Below are 19,817 nucleotides of genomic sequence, written 5' to 3' on the forward strand. Positions count from 1 at the left end.
GTCCGGCCGCGGCCGGACGGGCCGTGGCCATCGGCATGCCCGCCAGCCGCCGGGCGCCGACTTCCCCGGCGGCGGACGCGCTCATGGCAATCCGGTGCTTGGTCACGTACGGCTCCTTCCCATCCGCCCCTACGGGGTATTGATCCATTTCCAGGCCGACCAGCAGCCCAGCCCGAGCCCGGCCAGCAGCAGCGGCGCGGTCCAGAAGATGCCGCCGCCGGCGGCGCGGTCCAGCAGCCGGCCGACGAAGATGCCGATCAGCATCGGCGCCGCGATCAGCCAGCCCAGCACGCCCACCCGCGCCAGCTGGCGGGCCAGGGTCGGCTCGCCTTCGCGCAGCCAGCGCAGGTGGCGCGCCTGGCGGCGGCGCACGCCGGCGGCCAGTTCGTCGTCGCCGCCGGGGGCGTCCGGCGGGCCGCCCGCCTGTCGCTGCGCGGCGTCCTCCCCGCGAGAAGAAGATCCCTTCCCTGCCGGCGACGGGCTCATATCCCCCCTCCCGTCCGCCCCGCCCGGTCGGGCCGCAGGTAGCGCAGCAATTCACGCAGCGCCTGCAGCTCCATCCGCGTGGTTTCCACGCGCGCCGAGGTCTCGACCGCGTCGCGTTCGCGGAAGGCGCGCAGCACGGTGGCCTCCAGCCGGCCGAGATCGTCGTCGACCACGGCCTCGCGCGTGGCCACCGCGATGCGGTCGCCGCCGGATACCGTCAGCACGCCATGCCGCACGGCGCAATGGCCGCTGGCGCCGCCGGCGCGGCGCCAGCTCAGCACGCCGGCTTCGAGCGCGGTCAGGAAATCGGCGTGGCCGGGCTGGATGCCGAAGCTGCCGCTGGCGTCTTCGGCGCGCACCGAAACGACGTCGTCGAAATCGACGGCGATGGCGCCGAGGCCGGTCACCAGCAGCTTCACGGCCGCGCCCCGCCGGCGGCCCGGGCGGAGGCCGCTTCCTTGGCGCGCGCGTCGTCCAGCGTGCCGACCATGTAGAGCGACGATTCCTGCCAGCCGTCGCACTCGCCGTCGAGGATGGCCTCGCAGCCGGCCAGCGTGTCGGCGCGCGCCACCGAGGCGCCGGGCGTGCCGGTGAAGGCCTCGGTCACCGTGAAAGGCTGGGTCAGGAAGCGCTGCAGGCGCCGCGCGCGCGCGACCGTGCGGCGGTCGTCGGCGCCCAGTTCGTTGATGCCCAGCAGCGAAATGATGTCCTGCAGTTCGCGGTAGCGGGCCAGGGTTTCGCGCACGCGGCCGGCGGTGCGGTAATGGGCCTCGCCCACCACCGCCGGGTCCAGCAGCACCGAACCGGAGGCCAGCGGGTCGACCGCCGGATACATGCCTTCGGCCGCCATCGCGCGCGACAGCACGATCTGGCTTTCCAGGTGGGCCGAGATCGCCGTCACGGCCGGATCGGTGAAGTCGTCGGCCGGCACGTACACCGCCTCGATCGCGGTGATCGACACGCCGTCGACCGAGGCGATGCGCTCCTGCAGCGCCGCCACCTCGGTGGCCAGCGTGGGCTGGTAGCCCACGCGCGACGGCAGCCGCCCGAGCAGGCCCGAGACTTCGCTGCCGGCCTGCACGAAGCGGAACACGTTGTCCATCAGGAGCAGCACGTCCTGCCGCTTCTCGTCGCGGAAATATTCGGCCACCGTGAGCGCCGACAGCGCCACGCGCCAGCGCGCGCCCGACGGCTCGTTCATCTGGCCGAACACCAGCGCGGTATCGGCCAGCGTGCCGGCGCCGCGCATGTCGTTCAGCAGTTCGTGCCCTTCGCGCGAGCGCTCGCCCACGCCGGCGAATACCGAGATGCCGTGATAGGCCTTGGCCATCGCGTGGATCAGTTCCATCACCAGCACCGTCTTGCCGACGCCGGCGCCGCCGAACATGGCGGCCTTGCTGCCGCGCGCCAGCGGCGCCAGCAGGTCCAGCGCCTTGAGGCCGGTTTCGAACAGCTCGGCGCCGCCGGTGCGCGCGGCCAGCGGCGGGGCGGCGCGGTGGATGGGACGGCGGGGGGTATCCGGCGGCAGCGGCTCGCCGCGGTCGCGCAGTTCGCCGGTGGCGTCGAGCAGGCGGCCCAGCACCGCCGCGCCCACCGGCACCGTCAGCGGCGCGCCGGTGGCCCGCACCGGGATACCGCGCTGCAGGCCGTGGGTGTTCTGCAGCGCCACGCCGCGCACCGTGCGCGCGTCCAGGTGGCTCTGCACCTCCAGCTGCAACGCGCCGGGCCGGCCCCACTGGACCTCGAGCGCTTCGTCGATCGGCGGCAGCGGGCCTTCGTCGAAGGCGACGTCGACCACGCCGCCGCGCACCGCGGTCACGCGGCCGGCGGCCGTCATCGTGCGGCCCTGCGCGCGGCGGCGCGGCGGCGGACAAGCGGTATGGCGGGAGAATGCACTGGCATGGCCGGTCCCGGAACGATGTCGGAATTCATTCTAGCCAAGTTGGCCGCAGTGCAGCATTGATTCACGTCAACGGCGGCGGGGGACGTTGACGTGCTCCGCTAGGCGGATGCGCCGTCGAAGCGCTTGATCTCGAGCGCGTCGAGGTCGATGGCGGGCACGCAGCGCAGATTGACGGCCCGCACCGGCGAGCCGTCGGGCATGCTGCCGAACGCGAAAGGCTGGGTGCCGCAGACGGAGCAGAAACGGTGCTCGATGCGGTGGGTATTGAAGGTGTACGTGCGCAGCGCGTCTTCGCCGGCGGTCAGCTCGAACCGGTCGGCGGGGAAAAACGCCAGCACGGTGCCCTTGCGCCGGCAGTGGGAGCAATTGCAGGTTATGGCCTGGGCCGGCGCATCGGCATCGACGCGGAAGGTGACGGCACCGCAGTGGCAACTGCCTTCGAATGGCATGACGGGATCTCCGGGGAATGGGCGAACGCCGGGCCGGCGCCGGTTTTACGCGACTATACGGCAGCGCGGATGACAGGAAAAACCGGCCATCGGCGCATGAGCCCCGGGGCTGCCGGGGCAGCGTCACACGCCGATCGAGGCGAGCAGCGCGCGCAGGCTCTTGCCCAGCCGCGGCCGGGCCTGGTCCGGCGGCGCCCAGGCGAAGGCGTCGACTTCGGGAAACGGGCGGCGGCCCGGCGCTTCCACCATCGAGGTGCAGCGGCAGGCGTCCAGCGGCGGCACGCCGGGCACGCGCAGGCGGAACAGGTGCAGGTCCTTGCCGGGCAGATAGGGGTGGCGGCCCAGGTCTTGCGCGTCGGCGGCGCGGGCGCTCCAGTCCAGGCCGGTTTCCTCGCGGCATTCGCGCAGCGCGGCCTGCAGCGGCGTTTCGCCCGGTTCGGCCAGTCCCTTCGGGAAGTCCCAGCGGTTGCTGCGCGTGGCGCGCACGATCAGCCAGCCGGCGTCGCTGACGACCAGCAGGGCGCAGGTCAGCGCGCGCGGCATTGGACGGCCTCCTTCGGGCGCGCGCTCATGGCGCCGGCCGCGCCCAGCCGCGCGCGTGCTGCACCGCCTGCGCCCAGCGGGCCATGCGGCGTTCGCGCTCGTCGCCCGCCATGCCCGGCTCGAAACGGCGTCCGACCCGCCATTGCGCGCTGACCTCGTCCTGGCCGCTCCAGAAGCCGACCGCGCAGCCGGCCAGGCTGGCAGCGCCCAGCGCCGTGGTTTCGGTCACGCGCGGCCGCACCACCGGCACGCCCAGCAGATCGGCCTGGAACTGCATCAGCAGGTCGTTGTGCGCGGCGCCGCCGTCCACCCGCAGCTCCTGCAGCGCGATGCCGCTGTCGCGCCGCATGGCCGCCAGCAGTTCGGCGCTCTGGAAGGCGATCGCCTCCAGCGCCGCGCGCGCGATGTGGGCCTTGGTGGTGCCGCGCGTGATGCCGACCAGCGCGCCGCGCGCGTAGGGATCCCAGTACGGGGCGCCCAGGCCTGCGAAGGCGGGCACCAGGAATACGTCGCCGGTGTCGGGCACGCTGGCGGCCAGCGCTTCGACATCGTCGGAGCGATTGATGACGCCGAGCCCATCGCGCAGCCATTGCACCGTCGCGCCGGCGACGAAGATGCTGCCTTCGAGCATGAAATCGATGTCGAGGCCCGCGGCGCCCGGTCCGCCCGCTGCCGGTCCGCGCGCTACCGGCCCGCCCGCCGCCTGCCGCCGCGGCAGCGCCCAGCCCACCGTGGCCAGCAACTGGTTGCGCGAGGCCACCGGCCTGCGCCCCACGTTCATCAGCATGAAGCAGCCGGTGCCGTAGGTGTTCTTCGCCATGCCGGGCGAAAAGCAGGCCTGGCCGAAGGTGGCCGCCTGCTGGTCGCCCGCCACGCCGGCGATCGGGATCGCGCCGCCCAGCCACTCGGGCAGCGCATGCCCCACCACGGCGCTGCTGGGCGCGATCCGCGGCAGCAATTGACGCGGCACGCCCAGGATGCCCAGCAGCTCGTCGCTCCAGTCGCGCGTGTGCAGGTCGAACAGCAGCGTGCGCGAGGCGTTGCCGTAATCGGTGCTGTGCACGGCGCCGCCGGTCAGCTTCCACACCAGCCAGCTGTCGATGGTGCCGAAGGCCAGTTCGCCGCGCTCGGCGCGGGCCCGCGCGCCGGGCATCTTGTCGAGCAGCCAGGCGAGCTTGGTGCCGGCGAAATAGGCGTCCACCACCAGCCCGGTGCGCTGCTGGAGCCGTTGGCCGTGGCCGGCCTGGCGCAGCGCTTCGCACAGGCCGGCGGTGCGCCGGTCCTGCCAGACGATGGCGCGCGCCAGCGGGCGGCCGGTGACGCGTTCCCACAGCACGGTGGTTTCGCGCTGGTTGGCGATGCCGATGGCGGCGATGTCGGCCGCGCCCACGCCGGCGTTGCGCATGGCCTGGCGCGCCGTTTCGAGCTGGCTGCGCCAGATCTCGTCGGCGTCGTGCTCGACCCAGCCGGGCTGAGGATAGTACTGGCGGAATTCGCGCTGGCCGACGCCGCGGATGACGCCGTCGCGGTCGAACACGATGGCGCGCGAGCTGGTGGTGCCCTGGTCGAGGGCCAGTACGTAAGTCATCGTCCCCGTCTCCTCGCCCACGTATGTCTTGACGCCGGCGGCGGCGTCCCGCCGCCCGCCGGCCGCGCGCTCAGCGCGCCCGCGAAATCCTTACCTCGGCCCCGCGCCGCTTCACCTCCAGCCCTTCGGACGGCAGGATGCGCAGTCCTTCCAGGCCCTTGGCGTAGCTCGACCCCTGCATCTGCATCACGCGGATCTTGTTGCGCATGACGGTGGGGTTGTGCACCGGCATGCCGAACAGCCAGACCTCGTCGAGGATGCGGGCCGAGTTGAATTCGCCGGTGTGCTGCGCGGCCGGGCCCAGGCACAGCATGTGGCCTTCGCGGCCGAATACGGGCAGCCGGTCGAGGCCGCATTCGAAAGTCCAGGCCGTGCCGCCCTCGTAGCGCCAGCCGGTGTTCAGATCCCACCAGGCCTCGCCCTTGGGCAGGTAGACGCGGATCTTGTCGCCCGGCTCCAGCGCCGGCGCCACCAACAGCGCCGGCCCCAGCAGGTACTGCAGCTCGTGGCGGTGCGCTTCGGGGTCGTCGGGGAAGGCCAGCGCCATCGAGCGCTGCACCGGCAGGCCGGTGCGGGCGGCGTCTTCGATCGCGCCCAGCACGTAGGGGATCAGCCGGTAGCGGAACTGCATCCAGGTGCGCACGTGGCCCAGCACCTCGTCGCCGAAGTCCCAGGGCAACAGGCCGGGCACCGCGTGAAAGCGGAAATGCGAGCTGAACACCGCGGCCGCCAGCCAGCGCAGGTACAGCTCGGGCGTGAGCCCGTCGCGCGGCTGATCGGGCGACCCGATGTCGTGCGCATGCGAGGGCAGCCCGCTATTGCCCACCGACAGCGCGGCGCGGATCGAGGCGGCCAGGCCTTCCCAGCCGTTGGGCACGGCGGTCGAGGCCTGCAGCGGCAGGCGCTGGCCGGTGGCGAACACGTCGTGGCTCCAGACCAGGCCTTCGGCCGGGGTCTTGTTCCACGCCGCGGCCTCGAACAGGCAGCGCTTGACGAGGATGGGATACAGCGTGCGCAGCCGCGCGCCGTCGTCGCCGCTGCGGGAGGACACGCCGTCGGGGATGTGGATCTGCGCGTCGCAGGCGACCGCGTCGACGCCTTCGTCGAGCAGCTGGCGGATCTTGTCGCGCCAGAAGGCCCAGACGTCGCGGTGGGTCAGGTCGAGCAGGCCGAAGGCCGCGCCGCCGGTGGCCGGGATGCCGGGAAATGCCTGCGCGCCGCCGCTGTCGTCGGTCAGCAGCCAGCCCTTGTCTTCCAGGTCGGCGAACATCGGGCTGGCGGTCAGCACGGCCGGGAAGCCGGGCGCGCAGACCTTGGCGTCGAGTTCCTTGAAGCGCGCCAGCATGTGGCGCGGGTCGGGGAAGCGCGCGGCATCCCATTCGAGGGCGAGCTTGGTGCGGATGTCCCACGCGACCGGGGACGCCAGCGAGACGGCGTCGAACGGAATCGCGAGTTCGCGCATCTTCGCGGCGGTGCCGGCCAGTTCGTCGGCGCTGCCGCCGTCGGGCTGCTGCAGCCAGGTGCCCATGCTCCACAGCGGCGGCTGGCCGGCGCGGCCGGTGATCTGCGAATACTGGTTCAGGATTTCGGCCGGGTCGCCCACGAACAGGAACAGGTCCAGGTCGGCATCGCCGATGGCCAGCACGTAGCCGGACGGCGCGGCGGCCGCGCCCAGCGCGTGCACGGTGGGGGCCAGCGTGTTGGCGTAGACGCCCCAGCCGCCCGGGCTCCAGCACAGCGGCAGCGCGCGCGCGTCGGGATCGTCGGTGGCGATGACGGCGCCGCGCCGGTCCAGCGACTGCGTGGTCTCGCCCAGGCCGTGCAGGGACTCGCCGTCGGCCAGGTCGAACGCCACGCGCCAGCCGCCGTCGGCCACGCCGAAGGCCTGCCCGTCGCCGCCGGCCGAGGCCAGCACGGGCTGGCCCTTGCGATGCAGGGTCAGGCGCAGCGGCGCGCTGCGCAGCTCCAGGGCGTGGTCGCCCTGCACCAGGCGGAATGCCGCCTGGCCGTCGGCCTCGAATTGTTCGAGCGAGGCTTCGCCGACGGGCTCGGCGCGGGCCAGCAGGTCTTGCAGCGCGGCCGCGCGGGCGGCGCCGGGCGACGGCGCCCGGCCTTCGGCCAGCGGCCCGCCGATGCATAAACGGAACACGCCGGGCGCATGCGCCTCGACAAGTAGCGCCCGGCCGCCGTCCGTGTTAAACCGGAAGCTGACCGGGTCCGAAGCATGGAGGGACAGGGATTCCAGACGCTGGTAGCGGGAGGATTCGGTTCGAAGTGGCACAGGTTCCCTCTATCTCGTCAGATTGGCCTGGGTACAATGGCCGGCGCAATAGCGCCGCCTCGGCCCGCGCATGCCACCGCGCCGGGACGCCAAATCCGCCGTACTTTCGCCAAAACCGCTATTTTGACGGATTCGGGGTATCAAATAAACCATCGGGCCGGATTCCGGCGCCTTTCCGGGCCGGCTCCCGCCCCTCAGCGCCAGCCCACCGCCGCCAGCAGATCGCGTTCGAGCGGCGCCGGTTCGCCCTCCAGGCTGGCCGCGATGACGTCCCCGGCCAGCGCCGACCAGGTCAGCCCGCGCGAGGCATAGCCCGCCGCCAGCCATAGGCCGGGCGCCCCCGGCACCTCGCAGATCGCCGGCAGCCGCCCGGGCAGCACGGCCCGCCATCCCGCCCACCCGGGCAGGTCCGCCGGCGCCGCGGCCGGGTCGAAACCGGGCACCAGGCCGCCCACGCGCTGCAGATTGACCCGCAGGCCGTCGGCCGTCGTCGCGGCCTGCGCGGCGTCGTGGACATAGGTACTTCCTGTTACGCATTTTTCATCGATGGCGGGCAGCAGATAGCCTTCGCCGGCGACGATGCAGCGCGGTCCGCCGCCCAGCAGGGACGCCGGCAGCAGCGTGATCTGGCCGGCGATCGCGCGCAGGGCGAAGAATTTCGGCGCGGCCGCGCCATCGCGCCAGCCGCTGTCCGCCAGCAGGGCCGGCGCGCCGGCGGCATTGGCCACCACCAGCACCGCGGCTTCGGCCAGCACGCCGCCGGCCGCGTCCAGCGCCCGCCAGCCGGACGCGGAGCCGGGCAGCGCCGCGATCCGCGCCACATGGCCCTGGCGCAGCGTGACGGAGGGATGATCGAACAGCGCCGCGCGCAGCCGGCCGGGCCGCACCCGCAGGCCGCCCGGGAACCAGGCGCCGCCGCGCGCCAGCGGCAGCCCGGCCAGCGCCGACGCCTCGTCGCGGCCGACCGCGCGCACCCAGTCCGCTGGGAATGCCAGTTCGCCCAGGGCCCGGTGCAGGTCCGCCTGCTTCGCGTCGGAACGCGCCTGCTGCACGGTTCCGCAGCGCGCCACGATATCGCCGTCGGTCCAGGGCGCCCAGCGGGCCTGCGCCCGCAGCGCGCCGGCCCGCGTCAGGCGGGCGCGGGCATTGTCGTCGCGGGCCACCAGCGGCGTCAGGGCGGCGGCCAGGTGGCCGGGACCCGGCGCGACACCCGGCAACGCCGGATACGTCGCCCCCGGCATCCCAAGGCCGCCGGGCCATGCGCCCGCCGCGGCCGCCGGCAAGCTCGGCGGCAAGCCTTCGTCGAGCACCGTCACCCGCCAGCCGCGCAGCGCCAGCGCGTGTGCCACGCCGGCCCCGGCGATGCCGGCGCCGATCACCGCCGCCTCGCGCGCGCCGGCGAAAACACGAACGCCGGCCGGACCCGATGCGCCGGCGAGAACAGGCCCACCGGCCGGACCGGGCGCCGCGGCCGGCCTGCGCAGCGTGAAGCGCGGCGCATGGCGGGCGGCGATCATCGAGCGCTTGCCGCCGAAGCCGGGCCGCTTGTCGACCTCGAAGCCGGCCTCCTGCAAGGCCCGCCGCACGGCGCCGGCGCAGGTCCACGAAGCGGCGGTGGCCCCGGGCGCGGCCAGCCGCGCCAGCGCCTTCATCAGCGGCGCCGACCACATCTCCGGATTGCGGGCCGGGCTGAAGCCGTCCAGGAAGAAGGCATCCACCCGCGCCGACAATCGCGGCGCCACGTCCAGCGCCAGGCCGAAGGCCAGCGTGAGCGTGACCGCGCCGCCCTGCAAATCGAGCCGGTGCAGGCCCGGCACGAGCGGCGGATATTGCGCCAGCAGCTCGGCGGCCAGGCCGCGCATCGCATCGGGCAGCCGCGGCATCAATAGCCGGGCCAAGTCGTCGCGCGCGAACGGATGGGCCTCGATCGACACCACGTGCAGCCGCGCGCTGCGCGCCGGGTCGGCGCGCCACGCTTCCCACAGGGCGAGGAAATTCTGCCCCAGCCCGAACCCCGTCTCGCACACGGTGAAGGCCGCGCGGCCGCGCCAGCGTTCGGGCAGGCCGTTGCCGCCCAGGAATACGTGGCGCGCCTGGCCCAGGGCGCCCTGGGCGGCATGGTAGACGTCGCCGTAGCGCCCGCTGTAGGGCACGCCGTCGGACGCGAACTCGGGAGTGGAGGGGATCAGCGGCTTGAACACGCCGCCATGATACCGACCCGCGACGGCGCGCCGACGCGCCTCGAGGGGCGATGCGGGCGGACCGGCGTAGCCGGATCCGCCGCATCCTGGATAGAATGGCGTAGGTTCATGCGTCTCGGCGCGTGGGGCCATGGATAACCGACATGAATACTGTTCCCCCCGCTCCCGTCCGTTCCGCCCCGCTCGATCTGTCGCGCGCGCTCGATGCCGCCGTCACGGCCGCCCATGCCGGCGCGGCCGTCCTGCAGGCCTATGCGCACCGGCGCGCCGAACTCGTGATCGACCTGAAGGCGCGCAACGACCTGGTGTCGCAGGCCGACCGCGAGGCCGAGGAGGCCATCATCGAGGTGCTGCGCGCCAAGACGCCGGCGTTCGGCATCGTGGCCGAGGAAACGGGTGGCACGCCGTCGGGGCCGGCCAGCTGGTATATCGACCCGCTCGACGGCACCACCAATTTCGTCCACACCATTCCGCACTACGCCGTGTCGATCGCGCTGGTGGCGCCCCAGGGCAGCGTGCTGCCGCTGCAGCCGGCGCTGCCGGCCGCCGGGCCGGTGGTCGGCGTGGTCTACGATCCCTGCCGCGAGGAAATGTTCACCGCGGTGCACGGCGACGGCGCCTGGCTCAACGGCCACCGCATCCGCTGCTCGCACACCGCCACGCTGGCCGATTCCGTGCTGGCCACGGGTTTCCCGTACAGCGACATGTCGTTCGCCGACACCTATCTGCCCATGCTGCGCGCCGCCATGCACGCCACCCGCGGCGTGCGCCGCAACGGCGCCGCCGCGCTCGACCTGGCCTGGGTCGCCTGCGGGCGCTTCGACGGCTATTGGGAATTGCGGCTCAAGCCCTGGGACCTGGCGGCCGGCACGCTGCTGGTGCGCGAGGCCGGCGGCAAGGCCTTCGACCCGCTCGGCCGCCAGCCGTGGCCGGTCGACGGCGACCTGGTGGCCGGCACGCCCGGGGTGGCGGCCGAATTGCAGGCCATGATCGAGCCCTTCTGGCCGAAGGGCTGAACGGCGGCCACGCGGCGCCGGCCGCCCTGGCTTGCCCGCGGCGCGGGCATGGCCGGCCGCCTGCCCTCAGCGAATGATCATCAGGCCGATCCGCAGCTGCGGCCGCGCGCGCACGTTGTAGTCGAGCAGCGTGTCGCCGTAGCCGGTGAAATACTGCAGATGCAGGAAGCCGTTCAGGTTCGCCAGCCATTCGCTGCGCAGCGGGTAGGCCAGGTCGAGCTGCAGCGAACCCTTGGCGTGGCCGCGCCGTATCAGGGCCGATACCATCGGGCCGTCGTCGCTGGCCCAGCGCAGCAGGTAGTCGACGTGGCCGCGGTAGTCCGACAGGTCGGGATTGCCGTTGGTGCTCAGGTAGCCTTTGATCTTCGGCGCGAAGCTCAGCGTGCTGCCGTCGCCGAAGCGGTAGCGCAGCGCCGGCCGGCCGTAGACCGAATTGACCGCGCGCGAGGCGTCGCCGTCCTTGCCGTTCGATTCGTGTTCGAGGCCGCCGTCGAAACCCATCGACCAGCGGCGGCTGGCCGATTCCCACACGTTCTCCGACATCCAGAACAGGCTGGGCCGGTAGCTGCTGTCGCGGAACGGCGCCGACTCTTCGCCGATGTCCCACAGCGAGGTCTGGGTATAGCCGAGGTATATGTTGTCGCGGAGCCGGGGCCGGCCGGCCTCGGGCTGGAAAAAGCGATACTTCAGGCTGATCTGGAAGCGGGCGTTGCCGTCGCGCGTGCCGACGCTGAAATACACCGGCTCGAACGACGACACCGCGCTGCGGAAGCGCTGCAGCGTGTCGTTCTCGTACGAGGCGGAGGCGGCCTCGTTCGGCGCCGGCCCGACCAGGGCGCTGCTGGCCGGCGCCGAGGCCGCGCCGGCACCCGATACCGAGCTCAGCACGCCGGTGTCGGGCACGGCCGGCGCGGTGCCCGGCGCGGCGTCGTCGAGGATCGGGCCATAGGCGCGGGTCCCGGCCACGGCGCCGGCCTCGGCCGCCGTCGCATCCAGCGCCAGCAGCACCGGCTCGCCTTCGATGCCGATGGCCTGCAGCCCATGCACCTGCATCGGCACCACCGCGCGCCAAGTCACCCGCGAGAAGCGGCCCACCGGCACGTCCAGCGCCGCGCCATCGCCGTCGAGCACGGCGCGCGAACGCAGCGCCGCGCCCTTGGCGTCGCGCCATTGCAGGATCAGTTCGCGCGGCGGCGTCCATACGGTGGAGGCGTTGCCGTCGTTGAAGAACATGGCCTCGATCCGCACGGTTTCGCCAGGCGCCGCCTGCAGGCGGTCGAGGCGGAAGGTGGCCGCGGCGCGGGCCGGCGCCGCCGCGCCCAGGCCGAGCGCAAGGCCGGACAGCGCAGCCGCCAGCACGCGCAGACGCGCGGCGCGGCGGCCGACGCCGGTGGATCGGAACAAAGCTGATGCGTGGAACATGCCGCCCCCGTGTCGCCAATCGAAGCGCCCACGGGGGGCACCGGTAATGGAAGGGAGCTTCGTATCGCGGGCCTCGGCCGCCGGCGCGGCGGCCCGCATGGGCCGGCCCGGCGCCGGGCTCAGGCGGCGGACCGCCCCGCCCCCCTGGCCGCTTCTTCGCGCAGCTCCCGACGCAATATCTTACCGACGTTCGTCTTCGGCAACTCGCGGCGGAACACGATTTCGCGCGGCCGCTTGTAACCGGCCAGCCGCTCGCGACAGAATTTCAACAATTCGGCTTCGGTCAGCGCGGGGTCGCGCCGCACCACGAACAGCCTGACCACCTCGCCCGAATGCGCATCGGGCACGCCCACCGCGGCGCACTCCAGCACGCCGGGATGATGCGCCGCCACCGATTCGACCTCGTTCGGATAAACGTTGAAGCCGGACACCAGGATCATGTCCTTCTTGCGGTCGACGATGCGGAAATAGCCGCGTTCGTCCATCGTGCCGATGTCGCCGGTCTTGAAGAAACCGTCGTCGGTCATGGCCAGCTCGGTTTCGTCGGGGCGGTTCCAGTAGCCGGCCATCACCTGCGGCCCGCGCAGCGCGATCTCGCCCTGCCGTCCCGGCGGCAGCACGTTGCCGGCGTCGTCCAGCAGCACCGCCTCGGTCGACGGCAGCGGCATGCCGATCGAGCCGGTATAGGTTTCGACGTCGACCGGCACGCAACAGGCCACCGGCGAGGTTTCCGACAGGCCGTAGCCTTCGCACAGCGGCGTGCCGGTGGCCGCCAGCCAGCGGTCGGCCACAGCCTTCTGCACCGCCATGCCGCCGCCCACGGCCACCCGCAGGCCGGAGAAATCCAGGCTGCCGAAACGCGGATGATTCAACAGCGCGTTGAACAGGGTGTTGACGCCGGGGAACAGGTTGAAGCGGTATTTCGCCAGCGTGGCCACCAGCGCGTCGAGGTCGCGCGGATTCGGGACCAGCACGCTGAGCCCGCCCACGCGCATGGCGAGCAGCGCGCAGACCGTCAGCCCGAAGATGTGATAAAGCGGCAGCGCGGCGACGAATACCTGCTGCTCGGCCGCCTTGGGGCCCGCGGCCTGCCCCACACCGTTCATCAGCCAGGCTTCGCACTGCAGGACGTTGGCCACCAGGTTCCGGTGCAGCAGCACGGCGCCCTTGGCCACGCCGGTGGTGCCGCCGGTGTATTGCAGGAAGGCGACGTCGTCGGGGCCCACGCCGGCCGGCGCCCGCGGCAGCCGCGCGCCTTCGGCCAGCGCCCGCGAAAAGCGGCAGGCCTGCGGCAGCTCGTAGGGCGGCACCAGATTCTTGACCCGGCGCACGACGAAATCGACGGCCCGGCCCCGCACCGGCCCCAGCAGTTCGCCCATCGAGGCCACCACCACGTGCCGCACCGAGGTGGCGTCGATGATCCGCTGCAGCACGTGGGCGAAGTTTTCGAGGATGACGATGGCCTGGGCGCCGCTGTCCCTGAGCTGGTACTCGAGTTCATAGGGAGTGTAGAGCGGGTTGACGCTGACCACCGCGCAGCCTGCGCGCAGCACACCGGCAATGGCCACCGGGTACTGCAGCACGTTGGGCATCATCACCGCCACCCGCGCGCCGCGCGTCAGGCCGCGCGACTGCAGCCAGGCCGCCAGGCGGGCGGACTGCGCGTCGAGTTCGGCGTAGGCGAGAGCGCCGCCCATGCAGGCGAAGGCCTCGCGCCCGGCGTGGCGGACGAAGGCCTCTTCCAGCATCTGCACCAGCGACTCGTACCTCCCCGGATCGACCTCCGCCGGAATGCCGGCGGGATAATGCGCCAGCCAGGGTTTCTCCATGCCTCGTCTCCGTTATGGATTTTCTCGCCGCCCCCCCGGGCTACGGTCAATGATGATAGCCCACCAATGGCTGCAGGGCTTCCAGGCGGCGCCGGCGTTCGACGGGGGACAGGCGCGCCAGTTCGCGGGCCTGCTCCAGGAAGGGCGCGAGGCTGCCGTTGGCGCAGGATCCGCAGCGGGCGGCCAGGGCGCGCAGGGCGGGCACCCATTGATGATAAGTGGCGATGGCGGCGAAGTGGGCGTTGTTCAGGGGCTGGGCGAACCAGGCGTCGTAGCCGGCATAGCCGTTCCATTTGTCGCGCTTGAGCTGTTCGTAGCGCTGCCGCAGGTCGGCCAGGATGCGGGCTTTCTGCGCGCGACGCGCGGCCAGCTCCTCCGGCGGCATGTCGGCCGGCAGCGGCGCGGTGGGCGCCGGGCCGCGCGCGCGGCCGCTTTCGCCATAGGCCTGCGCCAGCCGGTGGCGGGTGTCGAGCAGCAGTTCGATGAAGTCGTGCCGTCGTTCGGCATAGGCGTCGTACGGGGCGCGCAGCGCCGCGTTCTCGGGCAGGCTCAGCCAGCGTTCGAGCCCGATCTGCTCGACCGTGGTGGCCAGCGATTCGTTGAACGCGGTGTCGTTCTTGGCGTAGACGGCCTGGTGGGTGAGTTCGTGGAACACCAGCCGCGCGACCTCGCCGGGCGGCATCCGGATGAAGGTGTTGACCAGCGGGTCGCGGTACCAGCCGAGCGTGGAATAGGCCGGCACCCCGCCCACCTGCACGTCCCAGCCGGCCTGCCGCAGCCGGTCGGCCTCGCGCCGCGCGTCGGCCAGCGCATAGTAGCCGCGGTAATCGATGCACCCCACCACCGGAAAACACGACTGCTTGAGCCGCAGCGACAGCTCCGGCGTGGCGAACACATTCCACACCACATAGGGCCGGCCGACGTCGGCGTACTGGGTGTAGCTGTCGTTGTCGGGCAGGCCCAGCACCTCGCTGGCGAAGCGGCGGGCGGCCTGCGCCTGCCGCAAGCGCGCGCGCAGGTCGGGCGGCGTGGCCGGGTCGGCCAGCACCTGGTCGATGGGCCGGGCTGCCTGAAGCAGGCGGGATTCCCCGGCGATGGCCTGCCAGGTGTAGCCGAGATCGGCGCAACCGCCCAGCAGGGCCGCCATTGCGCACAACGCAAGAATACGATACCGCATCGACCCTCTCGCCATTGCAGCAGTCATTGACGATAATGGCTATTGAACCCCGGCCCGGCGCGGAAGTTCATGGCGCCGGCCGCGGCGCTTCCCGCCGGGGCGCGAGCTTTCGGAGTCCCGCCATGCACCTGCTCGAACCCATCGTCGAATTCCAGCAGCAGCTCAAGGCGATCCGCCGCGACCTGCATGCCCATCCCGAGCTGCGCTTCGAAGAACGCCGCACGGCCGACCGCATCGCGGCCCAGCTGCAGGAATGGGGAATCCCGGTGGAACGCGGCCTCGGCGTCACCGGCCTGGTCGGCATCGTCGAAGGCAAGGGCGCGGCCGGCGGACGCGCCATCGGCCTGCGCGCCGACATGGACGCCCTGCCGCTGCAGGAAGCCAATACCTTCGCGCACGCCAGCGTCCACCCCGGCCGCATGCACGCCTGCGGCCACGACGGCCACAGCGCGATGCTGCTGGGCGCGGCGCGCTACCTGTCGATGCACCGCGATTTCGCCGGCACCGTCTACCTGATCTTCCAGCCGGCCGAGGAAGGCGGCGCCGGCGCCAAGGCGATGATCGACGACGGCCTGTTCAGGCGCTTCCCGATGGAGGCCGTGTTCGGCATGCACAACTGGCCCGGCATGGCGGTCGGCCATTTCGGCGTCACGCCCGGCCCCATGATGGCCTCCAGCAACGAATTCGAGATCACCGTGCGCGGCAAGGGCAGCCATGCGGCGCTGCCGCACCTGGGGGCCGACCCGGTCATGACCGCGGTGCAGATCGCGCAGTCGCTGCAGACCATCGTGACCCGCAACAAGAAGCCGATCGACGCCGCGGTGCTCAGCATCACCCAGATCCACGCCGGCCGCGCCACCAACATCGTGCCCGACGAGGCGGTGCTGCGCGGCACGGTGCGTACCTTCTCGCTCGAGGTGCTCGACCTGATCGAGGCGCGCATGCGCGCCATCGCCGAACACACGGCGGCCGCCTTCGACGCCACGGCGGAGGTCGATTTCAAACGCAACTATCCGCCGCTGGTCAACCATCCCGCGGAAACCGCCTTCGTGGCCGACGTGCTGCGCTCCCTGGTGGGCGAGCACGCGGTCGACGCCGCGGTGGAACCCACCATGGGCGCCGAAGACTTCGCCTTCATGCTGCAGGAAAAGCCCGGCTGCTACGTGTTCATCGGCAACGGCGACGGCCTGCACCGCGACCATGGCCATGGCCTGGGGCCGTGCGCGCTGCACAACGCCAGCTACGACTTCAACGACGACCTGCTGCCGTTGGGAGCGAGTTTCTGGGCGCGCCTGGTCGACCGCTGGTTTATGAAATAGCCCCTGGCAGCCCGGGCGCCTGGACGGCGTTCGCATGGCTGTCCCCCGAGGGGGCGCGGCCGGCCTGGGGCGCCCCGGCGCCGGCCTAGGTCGCATCACGTCCAGCCCATTTTGCGGGCCAGTTCTGCCGCCGCCTCGCGCAGCAGACCCAGCAGCCACGCCTGCTTATCCGGGTCGAAGCGGAACTCCGGAATCGTCAGCGCCACGTTGCCGCGGACCTCGCCGCGGCCGTCGAAGAACGGCACGGCCAGGCCGACGCCGTTGGGCGTGCGCTGGCCGTGCGTGACCGAATGCCCGGCGGCGCGGATCCCGGCCAGCGAGCGCCTGAGCTCGGCTTCGTCCAGCGGCCGCTGGTCCAGCGGCGACGGCTCGGCGCGGCGCACCGCCTCGCCGATCTCTTCGGGCGACAGGAAGGCCAGCAGCGCGCGGCCGGTGGCGCCCCAGGTCAGGGGCTCCAGCCGGTTGGTCTGGATCGTGTAGCGCATCGGGTGCGACGGCGACGCGGTCAGCGCGAAGAACATCTTCAGCTCGCTGCGCACCAGCAGCGTCAGGATGGTGGTTTCGTCGGTCTGGTCGCGCACCCGCGCCAGGATCGGCCCGGCGATCCGGTTCAGCGGCATCTCCATCGACAGCCGGCCGGCGAGCCGGTACAGCTCCAGCCCGGGGCAATAGGAACCGTCTTCGTCCTGCGCCACGAAATTGAGCGGCCGGCACAGGTTCAGCAACCGGTGCGTGGTGGCGCGCGGCAGGTTCAGCGCGCGCGCCAGTTCGTTCAGGCCCCAGCGTTCTTTTTCGGCGAAACAGCCGAGGATGCGCAAGACCCGGTGCACGGTGCCGCCGTCGGACGCGGGCCCCCGCGCGGCCGGGGCGGCGGCAAGGGGTTCGGTTTTCACGGCGGCTAGTGTGCCACAGGGACCTTGCCTTGACATGGTCTTCCGCCCGCCCTTATAGTCCGTTCAACGATACAAAGTTCCGATTAACGGACCACCATGGAGGCGAACCCATGTCCGAACCGCGTTTCCCGATGAAGCCCTTCCCGCCGGAATTGATCGAACGCAACGTGGCCCGCTATGCCACGCTGCGCGGCAGCGCCGATGCCTACGTGGACAGCCGCGTGCCCGGCTGTCTGCGCAAGAAGTTCAACCTGATCGGCCTGGGCGTGACCGAAAACGAAACCAACCCCGACCTGCTGCCGAACATAGAATCGAAGGCCAACGGCTTCAACGTCGGCATGCTCGAATGCGAACACGGCAACGGCACGGCCCCCCACGCCCACCAGACCGAGGAAGTGTTCATGCCGCTGGTGGGCACGTGGCAGGTGTTCTGGCTGGACGACGGGGTCGAACGTTCGCTCACGCTCGAACCGTTCGACATGATCATGTGGCCCATCGGCTGCTACCGCTGGTTCCGCTACATCGGCAGCGGCAAGGGCCGCCTGCTCACGATCATCGGCGGGCCCGACGCCGGCAAGGTGGAATACCTGCCCGATCACCTGGCGGCGGCCCAGGCCACCGGCATCAAGCTGAACGCCGACGGCACGATCACGGTGGCCGAAGCCCAGGCCTGACCGCGTCCGGCGCGCCGGCCTTCCGCATTTGCAGCTGCTTCGCCGGCCCTGCGCATGACGGGGCCGCGTTCATAAAAACCATGGAGACCCCTCGATGAAGCCCTTCGCTCCCGCCATCCGCGCGGCCGCGCGCTGGCAACAGGCCCTGGCCTGTGCCGCCGTCGCCGGCCTCGCGCTGGCCGCCGCACCCGCCGTCCATGCCGACAACGGCGCCTACCCGAACAAGCCCGTGCGCGTCATCGTGCCCTTTCCGCCGGGCGGGGGCACCGACGTCGTCGCCCGCATGTTCGCCACCCGGCTCAGCCAGTCCATGGGCCAGCCCTTCGTGATCGACAATCGCGGCGGCGCCACCGGCACCATCGGCACCAACGCCGTGGCCAACGCGGCGCCCGACGGCTACACGCTGCTGGTGGGCTCGCTCAGCAGCCACGTGCTGGCGCCGCTCACGCTGGAAACCGACGCCAAGGCGGCCGACCCGGTCAAGGATTTCACGCCGATCGGCATGCTGGCCTACCATCCGATGGTGCTGAACGTGAACCCCTCGGTGAAAGCCAATACGGTGGCCGAACTGGTGGCCGAAACCAAGCGGCGGCCGATGTTCTATTCGTCGATCGGCACCGGCAGCCTGTTCCACTTCGCCGGCGCCGAATTCGACCAGCTCACCGGCGCGCAGGCCTCGCACGTGCCCTACCGCGGCGCGGCGCCGGCCCTGGCCGACCTGCTGGCCGGGCAGGTGCAGATGATGTTCGACACCATCCAGTCGTCGCTGCCGCACATCCAGAAGGGCGCGCTCAAGCCGATCGCGGTCACCGCCAAGAAGCGCTCGCCGCTCCTGCCCAACGTGCCCACGCTGGCCGAGGAAGGGCTGGCCGACTTCGACATCGCCAGCTGGGTGGGCATGCTGGCGCCGGCCGGCACGCCGAAGGAAGTGGTCGACCGCCTGGCGGCCGAACTCGACAAGCTGGCCCGCGACCGCGACTTCGTGGCCCAGGCCGCCAGGACCGGCACCGACGTGCCGCGCATGACGCCGGCCGAGTTCGGCGCCATCCTGGTCAAGGACCAGCGCCAGTTCGCCGAACGGTTCCAGCGCATCAACCTGGCGGGCAAGTAGCAGGCGCCCCGCCCCGGCCGCGGGAGGGCATCCTGCCGCGGGCCGGTCTCCTCGCAGCAACGAAAACACGCACCGATGACGACGACACTACCTTCCCTGTTCGCCGAAACGCGCCGCCGCTACCCGGCGCGCACGCTGGACCTCGACGGCACGCCCTGGACGGTGCGCGACACCGGCGGCACCGGCGTGCCGCTGTTGCTGCTGCCCGGCGCGCTGGGCACCGGCGACGTGTTCTACCGCGTGCTGGACGCGCTGGGCGGCGAGCGCCGGCTGGTCAGCGTGACCTTCCCGGCCATCGGCGACGCGCGGCGGCTGGCCCGGGGCGTGACCGCGCTGGTCGACGCGCTGGGCTGCCCGGTGGTGGACCTGCTGGGCACCTCGCTGGGCGGCTACGTGGCGCAGCTGGTCGCGCTCGAAGCGCCGGCCCGGCTGCGCACGCTGGTCCTGGCCAATACCTTCTACGACCCCGGCCTGCAGCAATCGCGCTGGCCGCCGGCCGCCGACTACGCCCGCACCCCGCCCGCCGACGTGCTGGCCGCGGCGCGCGCGCAATTGCAGAACGGCCCGGCGCCCACGCCGGAACATGCCGAATTGAAAGCCGTGATGCTGGAACTGGTCGGCACGGAGCAGGACGCCGACATGGTCAAGGCGATGCGCCTGGCGGTGCTGACGGCGCAGCCGCTGCCCGCGGTGCCGCTGGCGGCCGAAGCCGTGGCGCTGATCGACGACGACGAGGATCCCGTCATCGCAGGCCCCACGCGCGAACAGATGCGGCAACGGTATGCGGGCAGCCGCCACGTCCGCATACCGGGCGGCGGGCACTATCCGGCCAATCTGCAGCCCGGCCGCTACCAGGCGGCGATACGGGAGCTGCTGCCCCGGTGAACGGATGCCGCCGCGGCGCCATGCTCCATGCCCATGCGAC

General features: G+C 72.1%; 17 protein-coding genes. 5 read left to right on the forward strand and 12 right to left on the reverse strand.

What is annotated here, in order from left to right:
- Window positions 1–129: 129 nt before the first annotated feature.
- From ABD927_RS16750 to mnmC1, 8 genes are all read right to left on the reverse strand, one after another.
- Complete coding sequence (locus tag ABD927_RS16750; RefSeq protein WP_345250983.1) at window positions 130–486, reverse strand: AtpZ/AtpI family protein; 357 nt, start codon at window positions 484–486, stop codon at window positions 130–132.
- Entirely contained in the window at window positions 483–905 is a 423-nt protein-coding gene (locus ABD927_RS16755; protein WP_345250984.1) for a F0F1 ATP synthase subunit epsilon, read from the reverse strand. Before ABD927_RS16755 ends, ABD927_RS16750 begins: the two co-directional genes overlap by 4 nt.
- On the reverse strand, window positions 902–2,323 hold the full coding sequence (atpD, locus tag ABD927_RS16760; RefSeq protein WP_345250985.1) for a F0F1 ATP synthase subunit beta: 1,422 nt from the start codon (window positions 2,321–2,323) through the stop codon (window positions 902–904). The genes ABD927_RS16755 and atpD overlap by 4 nt, the downstream gene beginning before the upstream one ends.
- A 164-nt stretch (window positions 2,324–2,487) precedes the next feature.
- Complete coding sequence (locus ABD927_RS16765; protein ID WP_345250986.1) at window positions 2,488–2,838, reverse strand: GFA family protein; 351 nt, start codon at window positions 2,836–2,838, stop codon at window positions 2,488–2,490.
- A gap of 123 nt (window positions 2,839–2,961) precedes the next feature.
- The gene (locus tag ABD927_RS16770; RefSeq protein WP_345250987.1) at window positions 2,962–3,381 is read right to left on the reverse strand and encodes an NUDIX hydrolase; all 420 of its coding nucleotides are present in this window, start codon (window positions 3,379–3,381) and stop codon (window positions 2,962–2,964) included.
- A gap of 25 nt (window positions 3,382–3,406) precedes the next feature.
- Entirely contained in the window at window positions 3,407–4,969 is a 1,563-nt protein-coding gene (gene glpK / locus ABD927_RS16775) for a glycerol kinase GlpK (protein WP_345250988.1), read from the reverse strand.
- Between the two features lie 70 nt (window positions 4,970–5,039).
- Window positions 5,040–7,250 (reverse strand): glycoside hydrolase family 31 protein, encoded by a 2,211-nt coding sequence (locus ABD927_RS16780; protein ID WP_425570283.1) that lies wholly within the window; start codon window positions 7,248–7,250, stop codon window positions 5,040–5,042.
- A gap of 194 nt (window positions 7,251–7,444) precedes the next feature.
- Window positions 7,445–9,451: an FAD-dependent 5-carboxymethylaminomethyl-2-thiouridine(34) oxidoreductase MnmC1 gene (gene mnmC1, locus ABD927_RS16785; RefSeq protein ID WP_345250989.1), complete on the reverse strand. Its 2,007-nt coding sequence runs from the start codon at window positions 9,449–9,451 to the stop codon at window positions 7,445–7,447.
- Between the two features lie 143 nt (window positions 9,452–9,594).
- On the opposite strand from mnmC1, the gene ABD927_RS16790 reads away from it, so the two are divergent.
- On the forward strand, window positions 9,595–10,467 hold the full coding sequence (locus ABD927_RS16790; RefSeq protein ID WP_345250990.1) for an inositol monophosphatase family protein: 873 nt from the start codon (window positions 9,595–9,597) through the stop codon (window positions 10,465–10,467).
- Between the two features lie 66 nt (window positions 10,468–10,533).
- Here ABD927_RS16790 and ABD927_RS16795 read toward each other — a convergent pair whose 3' ends face one another.
- From ABD927_RS16795 to ABD927_RS16805, 3 genes are all read right to left on the reverse strand, one after another.
- A complete protein-coding gene (locus ABD927_RS16795; RefSeq protein ID WP_345250991.1) occupies window positions 10,534–11,871 on the reverse strand; it encodes a phospholipase A in 1,338 nt (445 codons plus the stop codon).
- Between the two features lie 137 nt (window positions 11,872–12,008).
- Window positions 12,009–13,718, reverse strand: a complete 1,710-nt coding sequence (locus tag ABD927_RS16800; protein ID WP_345250992.1) for a long-chain-fatty-acid--CoA ligase — start codon at window positions 13,716–13,718, stop codon at window positions 12,009–12,011.
- A 46-nt stretch (window positions 13,719–13,764) separates the two neighbouring features.
- Entirely contained in the window at window positions 13,765–14,865 is a 1,101-nt protein-coding gene (locus ABD927_RS16805; protein WP_345250993.1) for an aminopeptidase, read from the reverse strand.
- 152 nt (window positions 14,866–15,017) lie between these two features.
- Between ABD927_RS16805 and ABD927_RS16810 the strand changes: the two genes are divergently transcribed.
- Window positions 15,018–16,214: a M20 aminoacylase family protein gene (locus ABD927_RS16810; protein WP_345250994.1), complete on the forward strand. Its 1,197-nt coding sequence runs from the start codon at window positions 15,018–15,020 to the stop codon at window positions 16,212–16,214.
- A gap of 95 nt (window positions 16,215–16,309) precedes the next feature.
- On the opposite strand, the gene ABD927_RS16815 is transcribed toward ABD927_RS16810, so the two are convergent.
- Window positions 16,310–17,107, reverse strand: a complete 798-nt coding sequence (locus ABD927_RS16815; protein WP_345250995.1) for an IclR family transcriptional regulator — start codon at window positions 17,105–17,107, stop codon at window positions 16,310–16,312.
- A 110-nt stretch (window positions 17,108–17,217) separates the two neighbouring features.
- Here ABD927_RS16815 and ABD927_RS16820 point away from each other — a divergent pair, with 110 nt between their 5' ends.
- From ABD927_RS16820 to ABD927_RS16830, 3 genes are all read left to right on the forward strand, one after another.
- Window positions 17,218–17,781: a cupin domain-containing protein gene (locus ABD927_RS16820; RefSeq protein WP_345250996.1), complete on the forward strand. Its 564-nt coding sequence runs from the start codon at window positions 17,218–17,220 to the stop codon at window positions 17,779–17,781.
- 94 nt (window positions 17,782–17,875) lie between these two features.
- Window positions 17,876–18,892, forward strand: a complete 1,017-nt coding sequence (locus tag ABD927_RS16825) for a Bug family tripartite tricarboxylate transporter substrate binding protein (RefSeq protein WP_345250997.1) — start codon at window positions 17,876–17,878, stop codon at window positions 18,890–18,892.
- A 75-nt stretch (window positions 18,893–18,967) separates the two neighbouring features.
- A complete protein-coding gene (locus ABD927_RS16830) occupies window positions 18,968–19,777 on the forward strand; it encodes an alpha/beta fold hydrolase (RefSeq protein WP_345250998.1) in 810 nt (269 codons plus the stop codon).
- Window positions 19,778–19,817: the final 40 nt, after the last annotated feature.

It is taken from the genome of Pigmentiphaga soli, from assembly GCF_039541095.1.
Taxonomy (GTDB): domain Bacteria; phylum Pseudomonadota; class Gammaproteobacteria; order Burkholderiales; family Burkholderiaceae_B; genus Pigmentiphaga; species Pigmentiphaga soli.

Coding starts and splice junctions, on each gene's coding strand:
- ABD927_RS16750 (WP_345250983.1), bottom strand. CDS start 486: ATGAGCCCGTCGCCGGCAGGGAAGGGATCTTCTTCTCGCGGGGAGGAC.
- atpD (WP_345250985.1), bottom strand. CDS start 2,323: ATGACGGCCGCCGGCCGCGTGACCGCGGTGCGCGGCGGCGTGGTCGAC.
- ABD927_RS16765 (WP_345250986.1), bottom strand. CDS start 2,838: ATGCCATTCGAAGGCAGTTGCCACTGCGGTGCCGTCACCTTCCGCGTC.
- ABD927_RS16770 (WP_345250987.1), bottom strand. CDS start 3,381: ATGCCGCGCGCGCTGACCTGCGCCCTGCTGGTCGTCAGCGACGCCGGC.
- glpK (WP_345250988.1), bottom strand. CDS start 4,969: ATGACTTACGTACTGGCCCTCGACCAGGGCACCACCAGCTCGCGCGCC.
- ABD927_RS16790 (WP_345250990.1), top strand. CDS start 9,595: ATGAATACTGTTCCCCCCGCTCCCGTCCGTTCCGCCCCGCTCGATCTG.
- ABD927_RS16800 (WP_345250992.1), bottom strand. CDS start 13,718: ATGGAGAAACCCTGGCTGGCGCATTATCCCGCCGGCATTCCGGCGGAG.
- ABD927_RS16805 (WP_345250993.1), bottom strand. CDS start 14,865: ATGGCGGCCCTGCTGGGCGGTTGCGCCGATCTCGGCTACACCTGGCAG.
- ABD927_RS16810 (WP_345250994.1), top strand. CDS start 15,018: ATGCACCTGCTCGAACCCATCGTCGAATTCCAGCAGCAGCTCAAGGCG.
- ABD927_RS16820 (WP_345250996.1), top strand. CDS start 17,218: ATGTCCGAACCGCGTTTCCCGATGAAGCCCTTCCCGCCGGAATTGATC.
- ABD927_RS16825 (WP_345250997.1), top strand. CDS start 17,876: ATGAAGCCCTTCGCTCCCGCCATCCGCGCGGCCGCGCGCTGGCAACAG.
- ABD927_RS16830 (WP_345250998.1), top strand. CDS start 18,968: ATGACGACGACACTACCTTCCCTGTTCGCCGAAACGCGCCGCCGCTAC.